The sequence below is a fragment of the Arthrobacter sp. H14 genome, from assembly GCF_000520495.1.
In the GTDB taxonomy this organism is placed as follows: domain Bacteria; phylum Actinomycetota; class Actinomycetes; order Actinomycetales; family Micrococcaceae; genus Arthrobacter_C.
On sequence record NZ_KI914644.1, the window covers coordinates 65,356 to 84,232 of the forward strand.

Here is an 18,877-nt window from a genome sequence, read left to right on the forward strand (position 1 = left end):
AGCGGGGTTGGAAGTGCCGGACCGGAACCGCTGGCGCCCCTAAGCTTGGAGTATGACCCCGCCCTTCTACCGCAGCCGCCGGTTCTGGCTGTGGTCCACGGGTTCGCACCTGTCGAACCTGCCGGCGGCGATGGCGCCGCTGACGTTCACCGCCCTGACGGCGACACTGACCGGTTCATACTCGACCGGTGCCGGTATGGTCGCGGCGATGATTCTCAGCCAGGTGGCACTGGCCATTCCGGTCAGCCGCCTGCTGGACCGTGCCTCCTCCAATGCCGGACTGCGGCTGTTGTTACTGCTGCGCGCCGTGGTGTTCGGCATCCTCCTCTGCGCTGTCCTCTTGTCAGCGCAGACTTACTTGCTCATCGGGCTGGCGGCGCTCGCGGGAGCGGCCGGGTCGGCGGTTCCGGGCGGCTTCCGTGCCCTGCTGACCGGGATCGTCGGCTTCGCGGACCTGCGCCGCAGTGTGGCATTGACGGCGACGCTGAACGAGCTGATGTTCGTGATCGGGCCGGTCCTGGTGGGAGTCCTTGGGCTCATCACCGAATCGATGCCCTTGATCGTCATGGCGGCGCTCACCGCGGCCGCGGCGGCTTTCGTGCCCGGCAACGCGGCTGCGGCCCGGAGTGCGCCACCGGTGAAAGGCGCATCCATGGTGCCGAGGCTGTTCGGTTGGATGCTGGCCGGTTTCGCCGCCGCGTCCATCGTCGCGATCGTCGAAGTCGGTGCGGTCGCGTTGGCACTGCGGCTTGGCCGGGACGCCACCTGGGCTACCGTGATCGTGGTCGTACTCTGTATTGCCAGTGTGTCCGGCGGCGTTTTCTGGACGTGGCGCAACTACCGCGGTTCGACGGCGACACTGCTGGTGCTGCTCGCCGGCATGATGGCCGGTGCCGTGCTGATCGCGCTGAGCCTGAACTTCGTATTCGTCCTGGCCGGTGCGGTGCTCGTCGGTCTGTGCCTCGCTCCGCTGGGAACGACGGCGTCGCTGCTGGTGGAGGACGCGCTGGACCCACATCGCAGGATCGAGGGGTTCTCCCTACTGCGGACGGCGTCCGGGCTCGGAGCCGGCTTTGGCGCTCTGCTGGTAACGCTGGTTCCGATCGGCGCCGCAGCTTCTGCCGGTGTCGCGGCCCTGGCGGGTGCGATAGCCGGGTTGTACTTCTGGGCGCGGCTGTCCGCCCGGCGCAATCTGACCGAACCAGCGCCGACGTCGGAAGAGGTTGAGGTTCCCCGGCCCGGCGGCGACTGATCCGCAGCCTTAGTGGCCGAAGTCGTCCGAATCGGCGATATCGCTGACGCCGGTGTCCATCGAGGAGATGCTGTCCATGTCGTCGGGAGCCAGTTCGAAGTCGAAGATATCGATATTCTGCCGGATCCGTTCAGGTTTGGCTGACTTGGGGATGACGACGGCGCCCAGCTGTACGTGCCAGCGCAAGACAATCTGCCCCGGCGTCTTGCCATACTTGTCTGCCAGTGACGTGAGGGTCTGTTCCTGAAGCAGGTCGCCACCCTTGCCCAGCGGGCTCCATGACTCGGTGACGATGCCATGCTGGGCATGAAAGTCCCGCGAATCAGGCCGGGTGTGCCGGGGATCGAGCTGGATCTGGTTCACGTCCGGGGCCAGTCCCTCGTCGAGCACCCGCTGCAGATGGGCCGGCTTGAAATTCGAAGTGCCGATCGCCCGTACCCGCTTGTCCTCGAGCAGGGCCGCGAGTCCCTTGAACGCATCCACGTACTGGTCCTGCCCGGGATTCGGCCAGTGGATCAGCAGCAGGTCGATGTAGTCGACGTCGAGGAGCTTGGCGCTGTTCTCGAAGGCGCGCTGGGCGCCGTCGTAGCTGTGCCAATCCTTGTTGAACTTCGTGGTGATGAACACGTCACCGCGGTCGATCCCGGAGCGGCGGATACCTTCGCCGACACCGGCCTCGTTCCGGTAATTTTCAGCGGTGTCGAAGAGCCGGTAGCCGGAACCGATGGCGGTTTCGACGGCGTCGGCCGCTTCCGCATCATCGAGCGGCCAGGTGCCGAACCCGAGCACGGGCATGGACGCACCGTGCTTGAGACGGACGGTGGGGGCGGTGGAATCTGTCATGAACTGCTCCTGAAAATCCCGCGTCGGACGGGGTAGGCATTCGAAACATTGCGGTCTGTCCAGCCTATAACCCGCGTCCGACACTCAGAAGTGTTGCACGGCCCCACCGAGTGGATCAGGGGTAGAGTCCGCGGATCTGGCGTGCTTCGGCAACGCGTTCGACGGCGGTGACGGTCGCCGCCTCGCGGAGGTTGAGGCTGCGGCGGTTCGCCACGGTCAGCACGTTGTGCCAGGCGGCGAGCATCCGGCTTTCGAGCCGTTCCTCGACCTCCGCGGCGGTCCACCAGTAGGCCTGGTTTCCCTGCACCCATTCGAAGTAGGAGACGATCACGCCGCCGGCATTGGCCAGAATGTCCGGCACGACCAGGATCCCGTTGTCTGCGAAGATCCGGTCCGCTGCCGTCGTCGTCGGACCGTTGGCTCCTTCAACAATCACCTTCGCCTGGACCCGCGCCGCATTGTCCGCATGCAGGACGCCTTCGACGGCGGCCGGAACCAGCAGGTCGACGTCCAGTTCCAACAGCACGTCGGACGGGATCGGATCAGAGCCGGGGAAGCCGACTACGCTGCCGGTAGTCCGCACATGGTCGGTCAGCGAACGGATGTCCAGCCCTTCGGCGGCATGGATCGCCCCGTACTGGTCCCCGACGGCAACCACGCGGACACCGGCGTCGGCCAGGAATCCGGCAGCACCGGCACCAACCTTGCCGAAGCCTTGCACGACGGCGGTGGAGCGGGCGGGCGCGAGGCCCGCGTGATTCAGCGCGGCCAGGGCAATGTGCACGACCCCCCGGGAGGTGGCAGAGGGACGGCCGAGCGAGCCGCCGACGCTGACCGGTTTCCCGGTGACGACGCTGGGTACGGTGTAGCCGACGTTGACGGAATAGGTGTCCATCATCCACGCCATCGTCTGCTCGTCGGTTCCAATGTCCGGGGCGGGAATGTCCTTGTCCGGACCGATGATCGGCAGGATCTCGCTGGTGTAGCGGCGGGTGACGCGCTCGAGCTCCCGCTGCGAGTAGTTGCGCGGGTCGATGGTGATTCCACCCTTGGCTCCGCCGTACGGCACATTGAGCAGCGAGCACTTCCACGTCATCCACATCGCCAGGGCGCGGACCTCGTCAAGGGACACGTTCGGGCTGTAACGGAGGCCGCCCTTGGCCGGGCCGCGGGAGAAGTTGTGCTGCACGCGGTAACCGGTGAGCATTTCGACGCTGTCATCGTCGCGGCGCAGCGGAATTCCCACCGTCATTTCGCGCCGGGCCTTCGCGAGATGCTGGTGCAGGCCGTTGCTGAATCCGAGGGTCTGGACCGCGGCGGAGAGCTGCGCCTGGGCGTTTTCGAGCGCCTCGGCGCCGGTATCCCGGACAGGAGCTGCGCCAGGAGTGGCAGGGGTGGCGGGAGCGGACAAAACTTCAGTCGTCATTGACATGTTCCTTGTTGGTGAAACGGGGGAGAGGTGCCTTCTCAGCGTATGGGGCGGTACGTTTTCCGGCAGTAGGCAGCTGGCCAATCTTTCGAAGGTCGTGTTGTGCAGATGATCAGCTGCCAGGCGCCGGGCAGGGGCGACAGTTGCCGCGTTGGCTCTCAGCGGTCTGCCTTGGTGCTCCGCAGTGTCAGGAGCACGGTGACGGCAGCACTGACCATCAGCGCAACGCCGATCGCCGCCGTCGTCGCCACTCCCGAATCAAAGGCAGCCTTCGCCGACTCGAGCAGCGCCTGGCCAGGTCCGGAAGGCAGGGAAGCGGCGACGTCGACCGCCCCGCCCAACGTCTCGCCTGCCACCAGCTGGTCGGGACCGCTCAATCCGGCGGGAATGACCACATTGCGTTGGTAGGCAGCGGTGACGATACTGCCCAGAATCGCGGTTCCCAGCACGGCGCCGAGTTCGTAAGCCGTTTCCGATATGGCCGACGCCGCTCCTGCCTTGGTGGCCGGGACGCTGGACAGGATCAGATCGTTGGAGATGGTTTCACCCGCTCCCACCCCTGCACCGAGGATCATGAATCCGGCCATTACACCGTGCACGTCGCCCTGATGCCCGGTCTGGAGCACAACGTAGTACCCGACGGCGTTGAGCAGGAGTCCACCGGCCACGACGTAGGACGGCTTGATCCGGCGGACCATCGGCACGACGGCGAGGCCGGCCAGGATGGTCAGCGCAAGGCCGGGCAGCATGGTCAGGCCGGCCTCCAGGGGAGACTGTTCCGCGACCAGTTGCAGGTGCTGGGACAGGAAGAAGATGAAGCCGACCAGTGAGAAAATGCTGAGCAGGTTGGCAGTCAACGCGCCGCTGAAGACGGGGTTCCGGAACAGCCGCACGTCGAGCATCGGGATGCGGCGGCGGAGCTGGCGCCGGACAAAAGGCCCACCGAAGAACAGTCCGACGGCGATGGGAGCCACGGAAGCCGCACCGGCGCCGTCGACCGCAAGAGCCTTAATGCCGTAGACGACCGGTGCCATGGTCAACAGGGCCAGGGCGATGCTGATTGGGTCAACAGGCCCGGGCGCGGGATCCCTGGATTCCGGGACGAAGAACGGTGCGAGCACCAGCAGCGGGATCAGCACCGGCACTGCCACGAGAAATACCGAGCCCCACCAGAAATGTTCGAGCAGGAAGCCTCCGGCGATCGGGCCGAGGGCGGCGCCACTGGAGAATCCGGCAGCCCATATGGCGACGGCGGTCCGGCGCTGGGTCGTGTCGGTGAACATGTTGCGGATCAGCGACAGGGTGGCCGGCATCAGCATGGCACCGAAGAAACCAAGCACCGCGCGTGCGGCGATGAGCATCTCGCCGCTGGAAACGAAAGCGGCCAGCACCGAGACCACGCCGAAACCGGCGCTGCCAATCAACAGGAGACGGCGGCGGCCGATGCGGTCTCCAACGCTGCCCATCGGCACCAGCAAGCCGGCGAGAACGAGCGAGTAGACGTCGACAATCCACAACAGCTCCGTGCCGCTGGGATTCAGCGCCAGGGAGATGGAGGGAATGGCGAAACTCAGGACGGTATTGTCTGCCGCGACGAGCAGCACAGGCAGCATCAGCACCAGCAGCCCGAGCCATTCGCGGCGACCGGCCCGGTCCTTGGCGACTACAGGTGTGGCAATGGAGATGGACATGGAGAAATACTATACCGTCTAGACGGTACAGTAAAGAAACAGGTACGGTACAGATATGTCTGCCAAACCTTCCGCCCGCGACAAAGTCCTGTCGGCGTTCGAAAGCCTGCTCATTGAAGAAGGGGAGCGGGCCGCCACGATGGATGCGGTTGTCGCCCGGGCCGGAGTATCAAAAGGCGGGTTGCTGTACCACTTCAAAAACAAGGAAGCTCTGGCCGCGGCGCTGGTTGAAAAGCTGCGCGCCCTCGCCGATGCGGACATTGAAGCCATGCGGACCGACCCTGACGGGCCGTCGATGTATTTCGTCCGCGAGTCGGTGTACGTCGGCAGCGGCCTTGACCAAACCTTGATTGCCGCCATGCGGGTGGGTCAGAACTCGGAGACCGAGGCTCGCGAGCAATTGCAGCGGATTCACCAGTGCTGGTTCGAGTTGATTGTCGAAGAGGTGGGGGACCACTCCATCGCGCGCGCCATCATGCTGCTTGGCGACGGCCTCTACTACAACGCGACCCTGGCCGGCATCTGGCCCGAGGAGGCCGGCATCGGTAAAGAGGAATCTGTGCAGGGACTGCTCGAAGTGGTCCGAATGCTCAAGCGCCATGCTGCCGCAAAGGCGTAACGCGCAACTGCAAAGGCTTTGCTGCTACGACGTAAAGCGCAACTCCAGAAGCTTTGCGTCCAGGCGTAACGCGCAACTGCGGGTGTCCTCCCCGCGTCGTAAATGAATCATTTTCGTTTTCGTCTTGCCAAGCGGGTTTATCGTCGTTCATACTAAACGAACGCTATTCGTTTATGTGACCGCCGTCTCTCTCTGGAGAATCATGATTGAACTAACCCGCCTCGACCCGCCGGCTTCATTCGCCCGCACTGCGGAACCGTCCCGCAAGCCACTACGTGCCGGGCTGGTTCAACACCGCTGGAATGCCGACCCGCAGCGTTTGCGGTCCGAGCTCAACGAGGGCATCGAGCGCGCGGCAGCACACGGCGCCTCGGTGGTGTTCCTTCCCGAACTCTCGCTGTCCAGGTATCCGGCCGATACCCTTCCGGAATCCGAACCTGCCGCTGAAGCCGAAGACCTGCTCACCGGGCCGACCTTCACCTTTGCCGCCGCTGCGGCCCGCGCCAATAACGTCTGCGTGCACGCCTCGCTCTACGAGAAAGCCGACGCCGGTGACGGGCTGGGGTTGAACACGGCCATCCTCGTGTCCCCGGAGGGCGAGTTGCTGGCGCGGACGCATAAACTGCACATTCCGGTCACCGCCGGGTACTACGAGGACAAGTACTTCCGCCAGGGCCCCGCGGCAGAAGATGCGTACCAGATCCATGCACCCGCCGAACTGGGCGGCGCCCGCCTGGGGATGCCGACCTGCTGGGACGAGTGGTTCCCGGAGGTCGCACGGATGTATTCGCTGGGTGGTGCCGAGCTCCTGGCCTACCCGACCGCCATCGGCTCCGAACCAAGTTTCCCGGCCTTCGATACCCAGCCGCTGTGGCAGCAGGTGATCGTTGGAAACGGCATCGCGAACGGATTGTTCATGGTTGTGCCGAACCGCTGGGGCGACGAAGGAAACGTAACCTTCTACGGTTCCTCGTTCATCTCGGATCCCTACGGACGCATTCTCGTGCAGGCACCGCGGGACGAGTCGGCCGTGCTGGTCGCGGATCTGGATCTTGAGCAGCGCAGCGACTGGCTGGAGCTCTTTCCCTTCCTGTCCACCCGCCGTCCCGAAACGTACAACCGACTCACTGAACCGGTGCGTCACGACACTCCCTACGGGGACAGCCCCGCGCCGGCCGGCATCCCCGGGATCGGCTGAACATGGGAGCGTCAAACATGGGCCCGTTGAACAGCGGTTGGAGGATGCCGTCGGAGACTGCGCCGCAGGAGAAAATCTGGATGGCCTTCCCGCCCGGCGGCTACGCATTGGGCGATACCCCCGAGGAGGCGCACGCCGCCCGTTCCACCTGGGCCGCCGTCGCCAACGCGGTGGTCGAATTCGAGCCGGTCACCGTCGTCGCCGCCGAAGACGATGCCGGGATGGCCCGCAGCTACCTTAAGCCTGAGGTCGAGATTGAAACCGCGCCGCTCAACGATGCCTGGATGCGGGACGTCGGGCCCACCTTCGTGATGAACGACGACGGCGGGCTGGCCGCGGTCAACTGGATCTTCAACGGCTGGGGCCGGCAGGACTGGGCAGAGTGGGACAAGGACGAGGAGATCGGCACGGCAGTCGCGGACTGGGCCGGCGTCGAACGGATCGATTCACCGCTCGTCAACGAAGGCGGCGGTATCCAGGTCGACGGCGAAGGCACCGTCCTGGTCACCGAGACCGTGCAGCTGGATCCGGACCGCAATCCCGGACTGACCAAGGCGGAGGTTGAGGCAGAGCTGGCCCGCACCATCGGCGCCACCCATACGATTTGGCTGCCGCGGGGACTAACCCGCGACGCACAGAAGTACGGAACCCGCGGGCACGTGGACATCGTGGCGGCCATCCCATCGCCGGGCGTGCTACTCCTTCATGCGCAGAACAACCCTGACCATCCCGACTATCAGGTCAGCCGTGACCTGAAGAGCTTCCTGGCCGGCACACACGATGCGGCCGGACGCAGCTGGAACATCATTGACGTTCCGGCCCCCGAAACCCTGACGGACGAGGAGGGGTTTGTGGACTACAGCTACATCAACCACCTCGTCGTCAATGGCGCGGTGATCGCCTGCAGCTTCGATGACCCGAATGACGAGCAGGCACGATCCATCCTCGCAGCCGCCTATCCCGGACGCCGCGTGATCAGCGTAGACGCACGCGAACTGTTCGCCCGCGGCGGCGGCATCCATTGCATTACGCAACAACAACCCCGAAAGGCCCAATGATGAGCCAGACCACCCGTACGCCGGCCCCCGCCGGGAACAAACAACCAGGCGGAATTACCGCCAAGGGGCTGCAGAAGGGGCAGCTGGGGCTGCTCGCCGTCGTCGTCATCGGTATCTCCACGATTGCACCCGCCTACGTGTTGACCAGCTCCCTCGGTCCCACCGTGCAGGCCATTGGCGTCCACCTGCCCGCGATCTTCATTGTCGGCTTCATCCCGATGTTCCTAGTGGCGCTCGGCTACCGTGAACTCAACGCGGATTCGCCGGACAGTGGCACCACCTTCACCTGGGTGACCAAGGCCTTCGGGCCGTACATCGGCTGGATCGGTGGATGGGGGCTGCTCGCCGCGAACATTATCGTGCTCTCCAACCTGGCCGGCGTTGCGGTCGACTTCTTCTACCTGTTCCTGGCCCAGCTGACCTCGCAGGGCTGGATCGCGAACTTGGCCGGAAACATCTTCATCAACGTCGCCACCTGCCTGGTCTTTGTCGGGCTCGCGGTGCTGGTGTCCTGCCGCGGCATGCGCACCACCAAGACCGTGCAATACATCCTGGTCGGCTTCCAACTGGCCGTGCTCGCCTGGTTCGTAATCGGCGCCTTCTCCGGCATCTCCCGCGGCATCACCGGCTCCGACCTGGCCTTCAGCTGGGACTGGTTCAATCCGCTGCAGATTGAAAGTTTCTCCGCCTTCGCGCTCGGCCTGTCGCTGTCCATCTTCGCCTTCTGGGGCTGGGACGTCTGCTTGACCGTCAGTGAGGAAACCACCAACGGCCGCCGCACCGCCGGCGCCGGAGCCACCTGGACCGCCGTCGTCATCCTGGGCATCTACCTGCTGGGCGCGATCGCCACGGTGATGTTCGCCGGCGTCGGCGATACCGGCCTGGGACTGAACAACCCCGACAACGCGGGCAATGTCTTCACCGTCCTCGCCGCGCCCGTGATGGGCCCGTTCGCAATCCTGCTGTCACTGGCGGTGCTGTCCAGCTGCGCCTCATCGCTGCAGACCACGATGGTCTCGCCGGCACGGAGCCTGCTCGCAATGGGCTACTACAAGGCACTGCCGGACAAGTTCGCCTCCGTCAGCAACCGCTTCCACTCGCCGGTCTACGCCACCATCGTCGCCGGTGCCATCTCGGCTGGTTTCTACGCCGTGATGCGCTTCCTCAGCGACAACGTACTCAACGACACCATCATGGCGCTGGGCCTGATGATCTGCTTCTACTACGGACTGACCGCGATCGCCTGCGTCTGGTACTTCCGCCAGACCCTGTTCACCAGCGTGCGGAACTTCTTCTTCCGGCTGCTGTGTCCGCTGCTGGGCGGGATCGGCCTCCTGGTCGTGTTCCTGCAGACAGCCGTCGACAGCTGGGACCCGGCATTCGGCAGCGGCTCGGAGATCTTCGGCATCGGACTGGTCTTCATTATCGGCGTCGGGATCATTGCCCTCGGGGTCGTGGTGATGCTGTTCATGCGCCGCAGCCGGCCGGAGTTCTTCCAGGGTGAAACGCTGCAGAAAGACACGCCGGCCCTCGTGGTCCCCGAGTAACGCTGGATCAACAACCGCACAACGAAACAACCGCTACGCCAGAAGGAACACACCATGAGCACCATCGAGCGCGACGTCGTCATTATCGGCGCCGGAGCATCAGGACTGACCGCCGCCCACGAACTGACCAAAGCGGGGCTCAGCGTCGCCGTGCTGGAAGCCCGCGACCGGGTCGGCGGACGGCTCTGGACCGGGAATATCGACGGCGCCATGCTCGAGCTGGGCGGTCAGTGGGTCTCGCCGGATCAGGACGCGTTGATTGCGACGCTCGCGGACCTGGGCCTGGAGACCTATTCCCGCTACCGCGACGGCGACAGCGTCTATGTCGACGAGGCTGGGGAGAAGAGGCGTTTCACCGGCGATATGTTCCCGGTCCCGGCCGAAACGGCGGCCGTGATGGAGGACCTGATTGGGCAGTTGGACACCTTGACGGCGGAGGTCGGCGCGGAGGAACCGTGGAAGCACCCGCGCGCGGCCGAGCTTGACCGGATCTCCTTCAGCACGTGGCTGGAACAGCAAACGGACGATCAGATCGCCCGTGACAATATCTCCATGTTCATCGCCGGCGCCATGCTCACCAAACCGGCGCACGCGTTCTCGCTCCTGCAGGCGGTGTTGATGGCGGCCAGCGCCGGCAGTTTCAGCAATCTGGTCGATGCCGACTTCATTCTGGACAAGCGCGTCGTCGGGGGTCTGCAGCAGGTTCCGCTGCGGCTGGCTGAACGGCTCGGCGAGGACGTGCTGCTGGGCACCCCGGTGCGCAAGGTGCAATGGAACGACGACGGCGTCACGGCAGTGGCGGACGAGGTGACCGTGCGTGCCAAGTATGTGGTGATGGCCGTCCCGCCGAACCTGATCTCGAGGGTGGATTTCGAACCGCCGCTGCCCCGGCGCCAGCAGCAGATGCACCAGCACCTCTCGCTCGGGCTGGTCATCAAGGTGCACGCGGTCTACGCCACGCCATTCTGGCGCGAAGACGGGCTATCCGGAACATGTTTCAGCCCGTACCAGGTGGTGCACGAGGCGTACGACAACACCAATCACGGGGACACCCGGGGCACGTTGGTCGGTTTCGTCTCGGACGAGACCGCCGACGCCGTCTTCGCTCTGTCCGCCGAGGAGCGGAAGCGGAAAATCCTCGCCTCGCTGGCCAGCTACTACGGCGACCAGGCGCTAACTCCTGAGGTTTACTACGAGAGCGACTGGGGCACCGAGGAATGGACCCGCGGCGCCTATGCGGCCAGCTTCGACCTCGGCGGATTGTCCCGGTACGGCGACAGCCTGCGCGATTCAGTAGGGCGGATCCACTTCTCCTGCAGCGACATCGCCGGAGCCGGATTCCAGCACGTCGACGGCGCCATCCGGATGGGCCGCAACACCGCCACCGCCATCACCGAGCTCGAGAACCCGGCCTAGGGGAGTTTGGGCCGGGAAGCTCCCCGTTGGGACATTTAGACCTGCGCGCCGGGGGCGAAAAGTCCCATCGGGGAGCCAACCCGGGCGTGTCGTGGTCCCCCTGCAGCGCAACCAATTCTGGTCGCCGGCCCGGTGGCTACAGGGCGAACCAATTCCGTTGCGGGTTCCGTACCGACGGGGCGCTCCGGTGCAGTTCCGGTTTCGCCGCCCATTGCACGCCATTTGCCAGAACCCGGCGGATCTCCGGCCGGTGATACACCGGGTACTCCTGGTCTCCCGGACTGAAGTAGAAGATCCGCCCCTTGCCGCGGTTGAACGTGACGCCGGAGCGGAAAACCTCCCCGCCTTCAAAGGAACTGATGAAGATCAGGTCATCGGGGGCGGGGATGTCGAAGAATTCGCCATACATCTCGTGCTTGTCCAGCACCACGGGATGGTCGATCCCATCGGCGATCGGATGCGTCGGGTTCACATTCCACACCATTTCCCGTTCGCCGTCATTGCGCCACAACAGTGAACATGTGGTCCCCAGCAGTCGGGTGAAAATCTTTGAGAAGTGTCCGGAGTGCAGCACCAGCAGTCCCATGCCGCCCAGCACGTGGCGCTGCACGCGGTCAACCACGACGTCGTCGACCGCGTCATGGGCGATGTGCCCCCACCAGAGCAGGACGTCGGTGTCCGCCAGGACCTCTTCGCTCAGTCCGTGCTCCTCATCGGCCAGCACTGCGGTCCGGATTTCCGCTTCCGGATAGTGCTCGGCCAGTCCTGCCGCGATGGCGCCGTGGATGCCATCCGGGTAATGGTCTGCGATCGAGGCGGGCTCCTGCCGCGCCTCGTGCACGCCCTCGTTCCAGACGGTGATCTTCAATGCCGGGTTGCTCATGATTACAGTTGCACCTCTCTGTGTTCGGCCGCCGACTGGTAGCAGGCGTCAATGATCCGGGCCCGGCTCAGCGCGATCGACCCGTCGTGCTGGCCCCAGACCGTTTCCCCGCCGCGGACGGCAGTGATGAAATCTTCGACGACGGCGCGGTGCGCCCGGCCGGGCTTCGCTTCCGGAGTGTAGTCGGCGTTTTTGCCGTCCTTTTCGGTGTAGACCCTCAGCTCGGCCACGGGCGCCAGCGGAGCTCCGGCGGCACGCAGGTCCGCCCCGCCGTCGGTGCCGAAGACCGAGAAGTCCATCAGGTCCGCTTCGTCGCGATAACTGGCCCAGCCGGATTCGATGATCAGGGTGGCACCGCCTTCGAGACGGATGAAAGCCGACGCGAAATCCTCCACCTCGTAAGCGAAATTGGTGCTCAGTGCTGTTGCCCTGTCGTTGCCGCCGCGGCCGCGCGGTCCCAACTCGGCGAAGGTGGCAGCGGAAACACTCATAACCTTAGGTTCACCAAGCAGGTGCAGCGCGTAGTCCAGCACGTGCACGCCGATGTCGGCCAGCGGCCCGCCGCCGGACATTTCCCTATTCGTGAACCAGCTGCCGAGCTTGGGAATCCCCGAGCGGCGCACCCATGAGGCCTTGGCGTAATACGGCCGGCCGAGATCGCCGTCGTCGATAATGCGCTTGAGCACCTGGATATCGCCACGGCGGCGGTGGTTGAACGCTACGTCGAGGACACGTCCAGCCCGACGTGCGGCATCGACCATTTCCTGCCCTTCGTTGCCGTCGCGGGCGATCGGCTTCTCACTGAGCACGTGCAGTCCACGGTCAAGAGCGGCGATGGCAATTGGCGCATGCAGGAAGGTGGGAACGGCGATGCTCACCGCGTCCAGACCCTCCAGGTCCAGCAATTCTTCCCAAGTCCCGAAGGCATGTGGAACGGCATACTCCCCAGTCAGCTGGGCCAGCAGATCGGCTTCCATTCCGGCCAAAGCAACGACGTCGACGCCGTCCAGCTCCCGGTACGCGTCCAGATGCTGCTGGCCTGCCCAACCCAAACCGATGACTCCGACCTTGAGAGTGTCGCCCGGGTAAGACCCGCCGAGTTGGTGAATGCCGCCGTCCCTGAGTGTGGTGTCGTCGTTTCCAGCCGTCTGTTCCAAATTCAGGTCCTTAGTCTCTGGCTCACATGCTCCGCAGATGCAAACGTTTGCATCATTTTGATCGTACCAGCCGGACACATGGCATGCTGGAGACAAGTAAAATTTCAACCTGCGAGGACGACCCATGAGCGCGAGCATCCACGATGTTGCCCGGGTCAGCGGTGTGTCCACGGCGACCGTGTCCCGCGCACTCCGCGGCCTGCCCACCGTTTCGGAGCTGACCAGGCAAAAGGTCCTCCGCGCCGCGGATTCGCTGGGCTACGTCATCTCATCCAACGCCTCCAGCCTGTCGACCGGCCGGACCAACGCCATCGGCGTCGTCGTGCCCGCCATCAATAAGTGGTTCTACTCGTCGGTGCTCGAGGGCGCGGACCAGATACTCCGCAACGCCGGCTATGACCTCATTGTTTACAACCTCGGCGGCTCGGAAGAGAACCGGCAGCGGGTCTTCAACCGGGCCATGCTCCGGGAGCGGATCGACGCCGTCCTGATCCTGTGCCGCGCGCTGCTCGAAGTTGAGCAGGCCGTGATCGCAGACCTGCACTACCCCTCGGTTGTAGTGGGTGGCCGGTTCGACGGCGGAATCAGCGTCAGCATTGACGACGGCGACGCCTGCGGGAAAGCCATCGATTACCTTGCGGCGCTTGGCCACCGGCGGATCGGGTTCATTGGAGGCCAGACTGACGACTCGTCGTCGTTCTCCGTTTCGCGGGCACGCAATGAAGCCTTCGGGGCGGCGATGGCGGAAGCGGGACTCGAGGTGGATCAAGCGCACGTGGCCTACTCGGATTTCACCATCGCCGGCGGCGCCCGGGCAACAGAACAAATATTGTCCGACGCCGGAACAGGGGCTGGATCCGGCACTGGCACCGGGACTGGGGCGGGCCCCGGAACCGGTCTGCCCAGCGCCATTTTTGCCGCCTGTGACGAGATGGCCTTCGGTGCCATCAGTGCTGCCCGCCGCAACGGATTGCGGGTTCCCGAGGATCTTTCCATTGTGGGCATTGACAATCATGAGGCCGCCGAAGCGCTGGGGTTGACCACCGTCGCGCAGGACCCGCTCGGCCAGGGAGCAGCCGCGGCGCGGATCCTCCTCGACGCCCTGCGCGGTTCTGAACCGAAGCCGGGTTGGATTGTCACTCCCAGCGAGTTGGTGGTCCGGCGTTCCGCGGCGCCAATGAGTCTGACCCATTCCTGAAGTTCCGACTTCCAGCCGCGATTGTTCACGGCCGCCCTTCCGGAAGGAAATGCAACCGTTTGCATCCGCCCTTGATCGCTTGCTAGCGTGAACCGCGTCACATAGCTGGGTGGGCACGAAGTCTCCCGGTCGTCTCATCGAGGAGAAGCAATGTTGAACAACAAGAGATTCGCGCCCATCGCTGCCGTGGCCGCTCTGACGATGGCCTTGACCGGATGCGGAGGCTCCACCGGCGGCGGAGGAGGAGCCGGAAGCGATGAGGGCCCGGCCGCTGAGAATCTGGATGCCCGCGGGCCGATCACCTACGTCCGCGGCAAGGACAACAGTGACGTTGTGCGCCCGCTGATCAAGAAGTGGAACGAGGCACATCCGGATCAGAAGGTTACCTTCAAGGAACAGTCCGATACGGCCGATCAGCAGCACGACGACCTGGTGCAGAATCTGCAGGCCAAAAATGCGGATTACGACATCATGGAAGTCGATGTTGTGTGGACCGCCGAATTCGCCGCGAAGGGCTGGCTGCAGCCACTCGAAGGCGACATGGCCATCGAGACCGAAGACATGCTGGATGCGACGGTCGAAACCGGCATGTACAACGACGTGCTCTATACCGCGCCGCAGCGGAGCGACGGCGGACTGCTCTACTACCGCAAGGATCTGGTTCCCAAGGCCCCCGGGACCTGGGACGAGATGATGGGGATGTGCGACATCGCCGAGGAAAACGACATGGGCTGCTATGCGGGTCAGTTTGCCCAATACGAGGGGCTCACGGTCAATGTCGCCGAGGCCATCAACACCGCCGGCGGAACAATCATTGACGAGGAGGGCAACCCGACTCTGGAAACGCCGGAAGCCAAGGCGGGACTGGGCAATCTGGTGGAGGGATTCGAGAGCGGGAACATTCCCGAGCAGGCCATCACCTTCCAGGAGGAAGAGAGCCGGCAGGCGTTCCAGAGCGGAAACCTTCTGTTCCTGCGCAACTGGCCGTATGTCTACAACCTGGCCAAGACCGAGGCATCGTCCAAGGTGCAGGGCAAGTTTGGCGTCGCGCCGCTGCCTGGCAAGGACGGTCCCGGTGCTTCATCGCTGGGCGGACATAACCTCGGAATCAGTGTCTACTCGGACCACAAGGCGACCGCACACGACTTCATGGAGTACATGATCAGTGCCGAATCTCAGACATTCCGGGCAACCCAGGGATCACAGGCGCCCACACTGGCGGCGCTGTATGACGATCCGGAACTGATCAAGCAGCTTCCCTACCTGCCGGTGCTGAAAACCTCCATTGAAAATGCTGTGCCACGTCCGGTGACGCCGTTCTACCCCGGCGTATCGAAGGCGATCCAGGAGAATTCCTACGCCGCACTCCAAGGGGAGAAATCGGTGGACCAGGCACTGGCGGACATGCAGCAGGCGATTAAGTCGGCGGCTGCCGGGTCATAGTTCAAACCGCGGTGACGAAGTCCTTCAGTGCTTCCAACTGGGCGAGCCGCGCTTCCGGTTTGAGATACATCATGTGCCCGGCCTCGTGGTAGTGGTGGTTGAACCGGTCGCGTGCCTGTTGGCTCAGGTTCATGTGGGCAAAGACGTACTCGGCCGCAAAGTGCGGCGTGGCCCCGTCCTGGTACCCGTAGTCCACGTGAACGCGCATGTTCGGGTTGTGCACCATCAGCCGCTCGAGGACATCCGATACGTCAACCGGTGCGCCTTCGAACGTCTTGTAGCTCCAGGGCTGGACCCTGGCGGTGAGGATCTCGTAGGGAAGGTCGTTCTCGTACCCGAGTTCCACCCGGACATAATGGTTAATCGCCGCGGCGTAGGGCCCATTGATGGCGCGAAGGCTCGGGTCGTCCATATTCTTGGAATCCTGCTGTCTGGCCGGCTGGGCGGTGAACCGGCCATCGATCCGGCCGACCACCAGATTGTCTTCACGCAGCAGTTCGGCCGCGAATTCGAAGTAATTCCAGCGCAGATTGGTCCGCCTGATGAACCCCTCGCTTAAGGTGAGGATGGCAGCGAGCCGGCTGACGACGTCGTCGTACTCGGCTTCGGTGAGCCGGTTTCCTTGGGTGAGGGCGTAGCCAAAGTCCTTGGCCGCAAACTCCTCCGCTTCCTGGACGACGTCGGTCAGCTCCCGACCGGGATGCCGGCCGTGGTAGTGCGCAATCGCGGCATAGGTGGGGATGTGCAGGGCGTAGGGCTGGTCGCTGCCGGCGAAGAACCGCAGCGTCGACATGTTCAGCACGGTGGAAATCAGGCCGAGTCCGTTAACCGCCATACCGTAGGCATCGTAGAGCCGGCCGGCGACGGCGACCGCACGGAGGGTGCCGTATGACTCGCCGGCGATGTACTTGGGGGAGAGCCAGCGACCGTTGCGTGTGACCCAGAGGCGGATCACTTCGGCCACCAGGTCCCGGTCTTCGACAAAGGCGTGGAACTCGTCCGCTTCGCCGCCTTCGACGACGCGTGAGTAGCCGGTGTTCACCGGGTCGATCAGCACCAGGTCGCTGTGCTCGAGCAGGGTTTCGGGGCTGTCGACGATTCCGTAAGGGGGCGCGGTGAGGTTGCCGACGTCGCCCGAATCCACCAGTCGGGGACCGAGCAGGCCCATATGCAGCCAGACCGAGGCCGATCCGGGACCGCCGTTGAAGGCGAACGTGACTGGACGGCTGCCTGGTTCCGCATTGTCCTTCGTGTAGGCGACGACGAAGATTTCCGCCTTGGGTTTGGGCCCTTCAGTCTTTCCGTCCTTGCTGACCGATTCCGTCCGCAGCACCAGGCGGCCGGTCGTCGTGGTGTATTCCATGCCGGATGGTCCGTGCTTGTGTTGGCGGGTGACGAAGTCGTCGGAGACTTCAGGGGTTGCCTGCTCACCGGTTGTGCCGTCGTCGTTTTTTGTGTCCTCAGTCATAAACCGAGACTATCCTCCGGCGATGACATTTCTGTTCCTGCGCTCACCATCGGCCAAAGTTCAGGCCCAGGTCCGCGGCGATGGATGACTACCGCTTGTGCCCGGGTCCACAACAGAACAACCTGCGCCGGTCGTTGGCCGACAGACCGTAAAATGGATGGGTGAACCCTCCCGAGCTGAGCCACGACGAGATCCAGTCGTGCCTGAAAGTCCTCAACGCCATCCACGTCTACGACGAGGAGCACCCGGACTATGTCCGGGTGCGGCAGGCGACGGGAAAGATGTTTAAGGCGGTGAAGCGGCACCGGCGCAACGTCAAGCGGGACGCCGCCAATGAGGCCGACAGAGCCGTGATGGCGCTGACTGCGACTGCGGCTCCGGACCGCATTGACGACGAGACGCGCGGCAACAAGCTCGCGCCTTCGACGACGGGGCACAGCGCGGGCACTTTGACGCGGTCGCGGCCCTGCTATATCTGCAAGCAGCACTATACGCAGGTGGATGCGTTTTACCACCAGCTCTGCCCGGCGTGCGCCGAATTCAGCCACGGCAAGCGGGATGCCAGGACAGACCTCACTGGCCGCCGCGCCCTGCTCACGGGCGGTCGCGCCAAGATTGGCATGTACATTGCGCTGCGGCTGCTGCGGGACGGCGCCCACACCACGATCACCACACGCTTCCCGAAGGACGCCGCTCGTCGCTTCGCGGGCATGGAGGACAGCACCGACTGGCTGCACCGGCTGCGCATTGTGGGCATCGACCTGCGCGATCCGTCCCAGGTGATCTCCCTGACCGATTCCTTGAACGAGGCCGGTCCACTGGACATTCTGATCAACAACGCCGCGCAGACGGTGCGGCGGTCCGGGAACGCCTATCAACCGCTGGTGGAGGCCGAACTGGAGCCACTGCCCACCGACAGGCCGATGCCGGAGCTGCTCTCCTTCGGCCACACCCAGGACAAACACCCACTGGCTTTGACCGCCCAAATGGCGGAGCACCCGAAAATGGCCGGCGATGAAGTAGCCGCGCTGGCCCTGTCCTTGGGATCGACATCCCCGGAGCGTATCGCCGCTGGAAACGCCATCGACGCCGGTGGCTTGGCTCCGGACCTGCATACAGCCAACAGCTGGACCCAGGTGGTTGAAGAGGTGGGCCCGCTGGAAATGCTGGAGGTGCAGCTTGCCAACGTGACCGCGCCTTTTCTTCTGGTGTCCCGGCTCCGGCCCGCGATGCGCCGTTCGATGGCCCGTCGCAAGTACATCGTCAACGTCTCCGCTATGGAGGGTCAGTTCTCCCGCGCCTACAAGGGCCCGGGGCATCCACACACCAACATGGCCAAGGCGTCTCTGAACATGTTGACCAGGACCAGCGCTAAGGAAATGCTGGAAGCCGACGACATCCTGATGACGGCGGTTGACACCGGCTGGATTACCGACGAACGTCCGCACTACACCAAGGTCCGCCTGGCGGATGAGGGCTTTAAGGCCCCGCTGGACCTGGTCGACGGTGCTGCCCGGGTCTACGACCCCATCGTGATGGGCGAAGCAGGCGAGGACCAGCACGGCGTCTTCCTCAAGGATTACAAGCCCAGTCCCTGGTAGGGCGCGGTCCCGGGCTGGTTCTCATGCCGCACCGCTGCCTCCAAGGCCTCGGCGCGCCATGTGGCACTCTCAGG

General features: G+C 64.3%; 15 protein-coding genes. 9 read left to right on the forward strand and 6 right to left on the reverse strand.

All coding sequences use genetic code 11. From position 1 onward, the window contains the following. Window positions 1-52: 52 nt before the first annotated feature. Window positions 53-1,252 (forward strand): MFS transporter, encoded by a 1,200-nt coding sequence (locus Y707_RS0108025; protein WP_026534689.1) that lies wholly within the window; start codon window positions 53-55, stop codon window positions 1,250-1,252. A 9-nt stretch (window positions 1,253-1,261) separates the two neighbouring features. Here Y707_RS0108025 and Y707_RS0108030 read toward each other — a convergent pair whose 3' ends face one another. The 3 genes from Y707_RS0108030 to Y707_RS0108040 form a co-directional block, all read right to left on the reverse strand. Next, window positions 1,262-2,095 carry an aldo/keto reductase gene (locus tag Y707_RS0108030; protein ID WP_026534690.1) on the reverse strand — a complete coding sequence of 278 codons (834 nt, stop codon included), beginning with the start codon at window positions 2,093-2,095 and terminating at the stop codon, window positions 1,262-1,264. Window positions 2,096-2,210: 115 nt separating this feature from the next. Continuing rightward, on the reverse strand, window positions 2,211-3,521 hold the full coding sequence (locus Y707_RS0108035; protein WP_026534691.1) for a Glu/Leu/Phe/Val family dehydrogenase: 1,311 nt from the start codon (window positions 3,519-3,521) through the stop codon (window positions 2,211-2,213). 161 nt (window positions 3,522-3,682) lie between these two features. After that, entirely contained in the window at window positions 3,683-5,215 is a 1,533-nt protein-coding gene (locus Y707_RS0108040) for an MFS transporter (RefSeq protein ID WP_026534692.1), read from the reverse strand. A gap of 55 nt (window positions 5,216-5,270) precedes the next feature. Between Y707_RS0108040 and Y707_RS0108045 the strand changes: the two genes are divergently transcribed. The 5 genes from Y707_RS0108045 to Y707_RS0108065 all read left to right on the forward strand — a co-directional run bounded on the left by Y707_RS0108045 (window position 5,271) and on the right by Y707_RS0108065 (window position 11,053). Next, entirely contained in the window at window positions 5,271-5,834 is a 564-nt protein-coding gene (locus tag Y707_RS0108045; protein ID WP_026534693.1) for a TetR/AcrR family transcriptional regulator, read from the forward strand. Between the two features lie 202 nt (window positions 5,835-6,036). Further along, window positions 6,037-7,032 carry a nitrilase-related carbon-nitrogen hydrolase gene (locus Y707_RS0108050; protein WP_026534694.1) on the forward strand — a complete coding sequence of 332 codons (996 nt, stop codon included), beginning with the start codon at window positions 6,037-6,039 and terminating at the stop codon, window positions 7,030-7,032. A 44-nt stretch (window positions 7,033-7,076) separates the two neighbouring features. Further along, on the forward strand, window positions 7,077-8,090 hold the full coding sequence (locus Y707_RS0108055; protein ID WP_026534695.1) for an agmatine deiminase family protein: 1,014 nt from the start codon (window positions 7,077-7,079) through the stop codon (window positions 8,088-8,090). Beyond that, window positions 8,090-9,637: an APC family permease gene (locus tag Y707_RS0108060; protein WP_026534696.1), complete on the forward strand. Its 1,548-nt coding sequence runs from the start codon at window positions 8,090-8,092 to the stop codon at window positions 9,635-9,637. The genes Y707_RS0108055 and Y707_RS0108060 overlap by 1 nt, the downstream gene beginning before the upstream one ends. A gap of 54 nt (window positions 9,638-9,691) precedes the next feature. Then, window positions 9,692-11,053, forward strand: a complete 1,362-nt coding sequence (locus Y707_RS0108065; protein ID WP_026534697.1) for a flavin monoamine oxidase family protein — start codon at window positions 9,692-9,694, stop codon at window positions 11,051-11,053. A gap of 136 nt (window positions 11,054-11,189) precedes the next feature. On the opposite strand, the gene Y707_RS0108070 is transcribed toward Y707_RS0108065, so the two are convergent. Together Y707_RS0108070 and Y707_RS0108075 are read right to left on the reverse strand one after the other, a co-directional pair. Then, the gene (locus Y707_RS0108070) at window positions 11,190-11,936 is read right to left on the reverse strand and encodes a ThuA domain-containing protein (RefSeq protein WP_026534698.1); all 747 of its coding nucleotides are present in this window, start codon (window positions 11,934-11,936) and stop codon (window positions 11,190-11,192) included. A 2-nt stretch (window positions 11,937-11,938) separates the two neighbouring features. Further along, on the reverse strand, window positions 11,939-13,045 hold the full coding sequence (locus Y707_RS0108075; RefSeq protein ID WP_026534699.1) for a Gfo/Idh/MocA family protein: 1,107 nt from the start codon (window positions 13,043-13,045) through the stop codon (window positions 11,939-11,941). 172 nt (window positions 13,046-13,217) lie between these two features. Here Y707_RS0108075 and Y707_RS0108080 point away from each other — a divergent pair, with 172 nt between their 5' ends. Further along, entirely contained in the window at window positions 13,218-14,291 is a 1,074-nt protein-coding gene (locus Y707_RS0108080) for a LacI family DNA-binding transcriptional regulator (protein ID WP_035780830.1), read from the forward strand. 150 nt (window positions 14,292-14,441) lie between these two features. Then, window positions 14,442-15,734: an ABC transporter substrate-binding protein gene (locus tag Y707_RS0108085; protein ID WP_035780832.1), complete on the forward strand. Its 1,293-nt coding sequence runs from the start codon at window positions 14,442-14,444 to the stop codon at window positions 15,732-15,734. A gap of 1 nt (window position 15,735) precedes the next feature. On the opposite strand, the gene Y707_RS0108090 is transcribed toward Y707_RS0108085, so the two are convergent. Beyond that, a complete protein-coding gene (locus tag Y707_RS0108090; protein WP_026534702.1) occupies window positions 15,736-17,202 on the reverse strand; it encodes a S10 family peptidase in 1,467 nt (488 codons plus the stop codon). 161 nt (window positions 17,203-17,363) lie between these two features. On the opposite strand from Y707_RS0108090, the gene Y707_RS0108095 reads away from it, so the two are divergent. Continuing rightward, a complete protein-coding gene (locus Y707_RS0108095) occupies window positions 17,364-18,803 on the forward strand; it encodes an SDR family NAD(P)-dependent oxidoreductase (RefSeq protein ID WP_026534703.1) in 1,440 nt (479 codons plus the stop codon). The last annotated feature ends 74 nt before the right edge of the window (window positions 18,804-18,877 follow it).

Bases quoted from the DNA above. Each gene is read 5' to 3' on its own strand.
- Y707_RS0108025 (WP_026534689.1), top strand. From the start codon at position 53: ATGACCCCGCCCTTCTACCGCAGCCGCCGGTTCTGGCTGTGGTCCACG.
- Y707_RS0108030 (WP_026534690.1), bottom strand. From the start codon at position 2,095: ATGACAGATTCCACCGCCCCCACCGTCCGTCTCAAGCACGGTGCGTCC.
- Y707_RS0108035 (WP_026534691.1), bottom strand. From the start codon at position 3,521: ATGACGACTGAAGTTTTGTCCGCTCCCGCCACCCCTGCCACTCCTGGC.
- Y707_RS0108040 (WP_026534692.1), bottom strand. From the start codon at position 5,215: ATGTCCATCTCCATTGCCACACCTGTAGTCGCCAAGGACCGGGCCGGT.
- Y707_RS0108045 (WP_026534693.1), top strand. From the start codon at position 5,271: ATGTCTGCCAAACCTTCCGCCCGCGACAAAGTCCTGTCGGCGTTCGAA.
- Y707_RS0108050 (WP_026534694.1), top strand. From the start codon at position 6,037: ATGATTGAACTAACCCGCCTCGACCCGCCGGCTTCATTCGCCCGCACT.
- Y707_RS0108055 (WP_026534695.1), top strand. From the start codon at position 7,077: ATGCCGTCGGAGACTGCGCCGCAGGAGAAAATCTGGATGGCCTTCCCG.
- Y707_RS0108060 (WP_026534696.1), top strand. From the start codon at position 8,090: ATGAGCCAGACCACCCGTACGCCGGCCCCCGCCGGGAACAAACAACCA.
- Y707_RS0108065 (WP_026534697.1), top strand. From the start codon at position 9,692: ATGAGCACCATCGAGCGCGACGTCGTCATTATCGGCGCCGGAGCATCA.
- Y707_RS0108070 (WP_026534698.1), bottom strand. From the start codon at position 11,936: ATGAGCAACCCGGCATTGAAGATCACCGTCTGGAACGAGGGCGTGCAC.
- Y707_RS0108080 (WP_035780830.1), top strand. From the start codon at position 13,218: ATGAGCGCGAGCATCCACGATGTTGCCCGGGTCAGCGGTGTGTCCACG.
- Y707_RS0108085 (WP_035780832.1), top strand. From the start codon at position 14,442: ATGTTGAACAACAAGAGATTCGCGCCCATCGCTGCCGTGGCCGCTCTG.
- Y707_RS0108090 (WP_026534702.1), bottom strand. From the start codon at position 17,202: ATGACTGAGGACACAAAAAACGACGACGGCACAACCGGTGAGCAGGCA.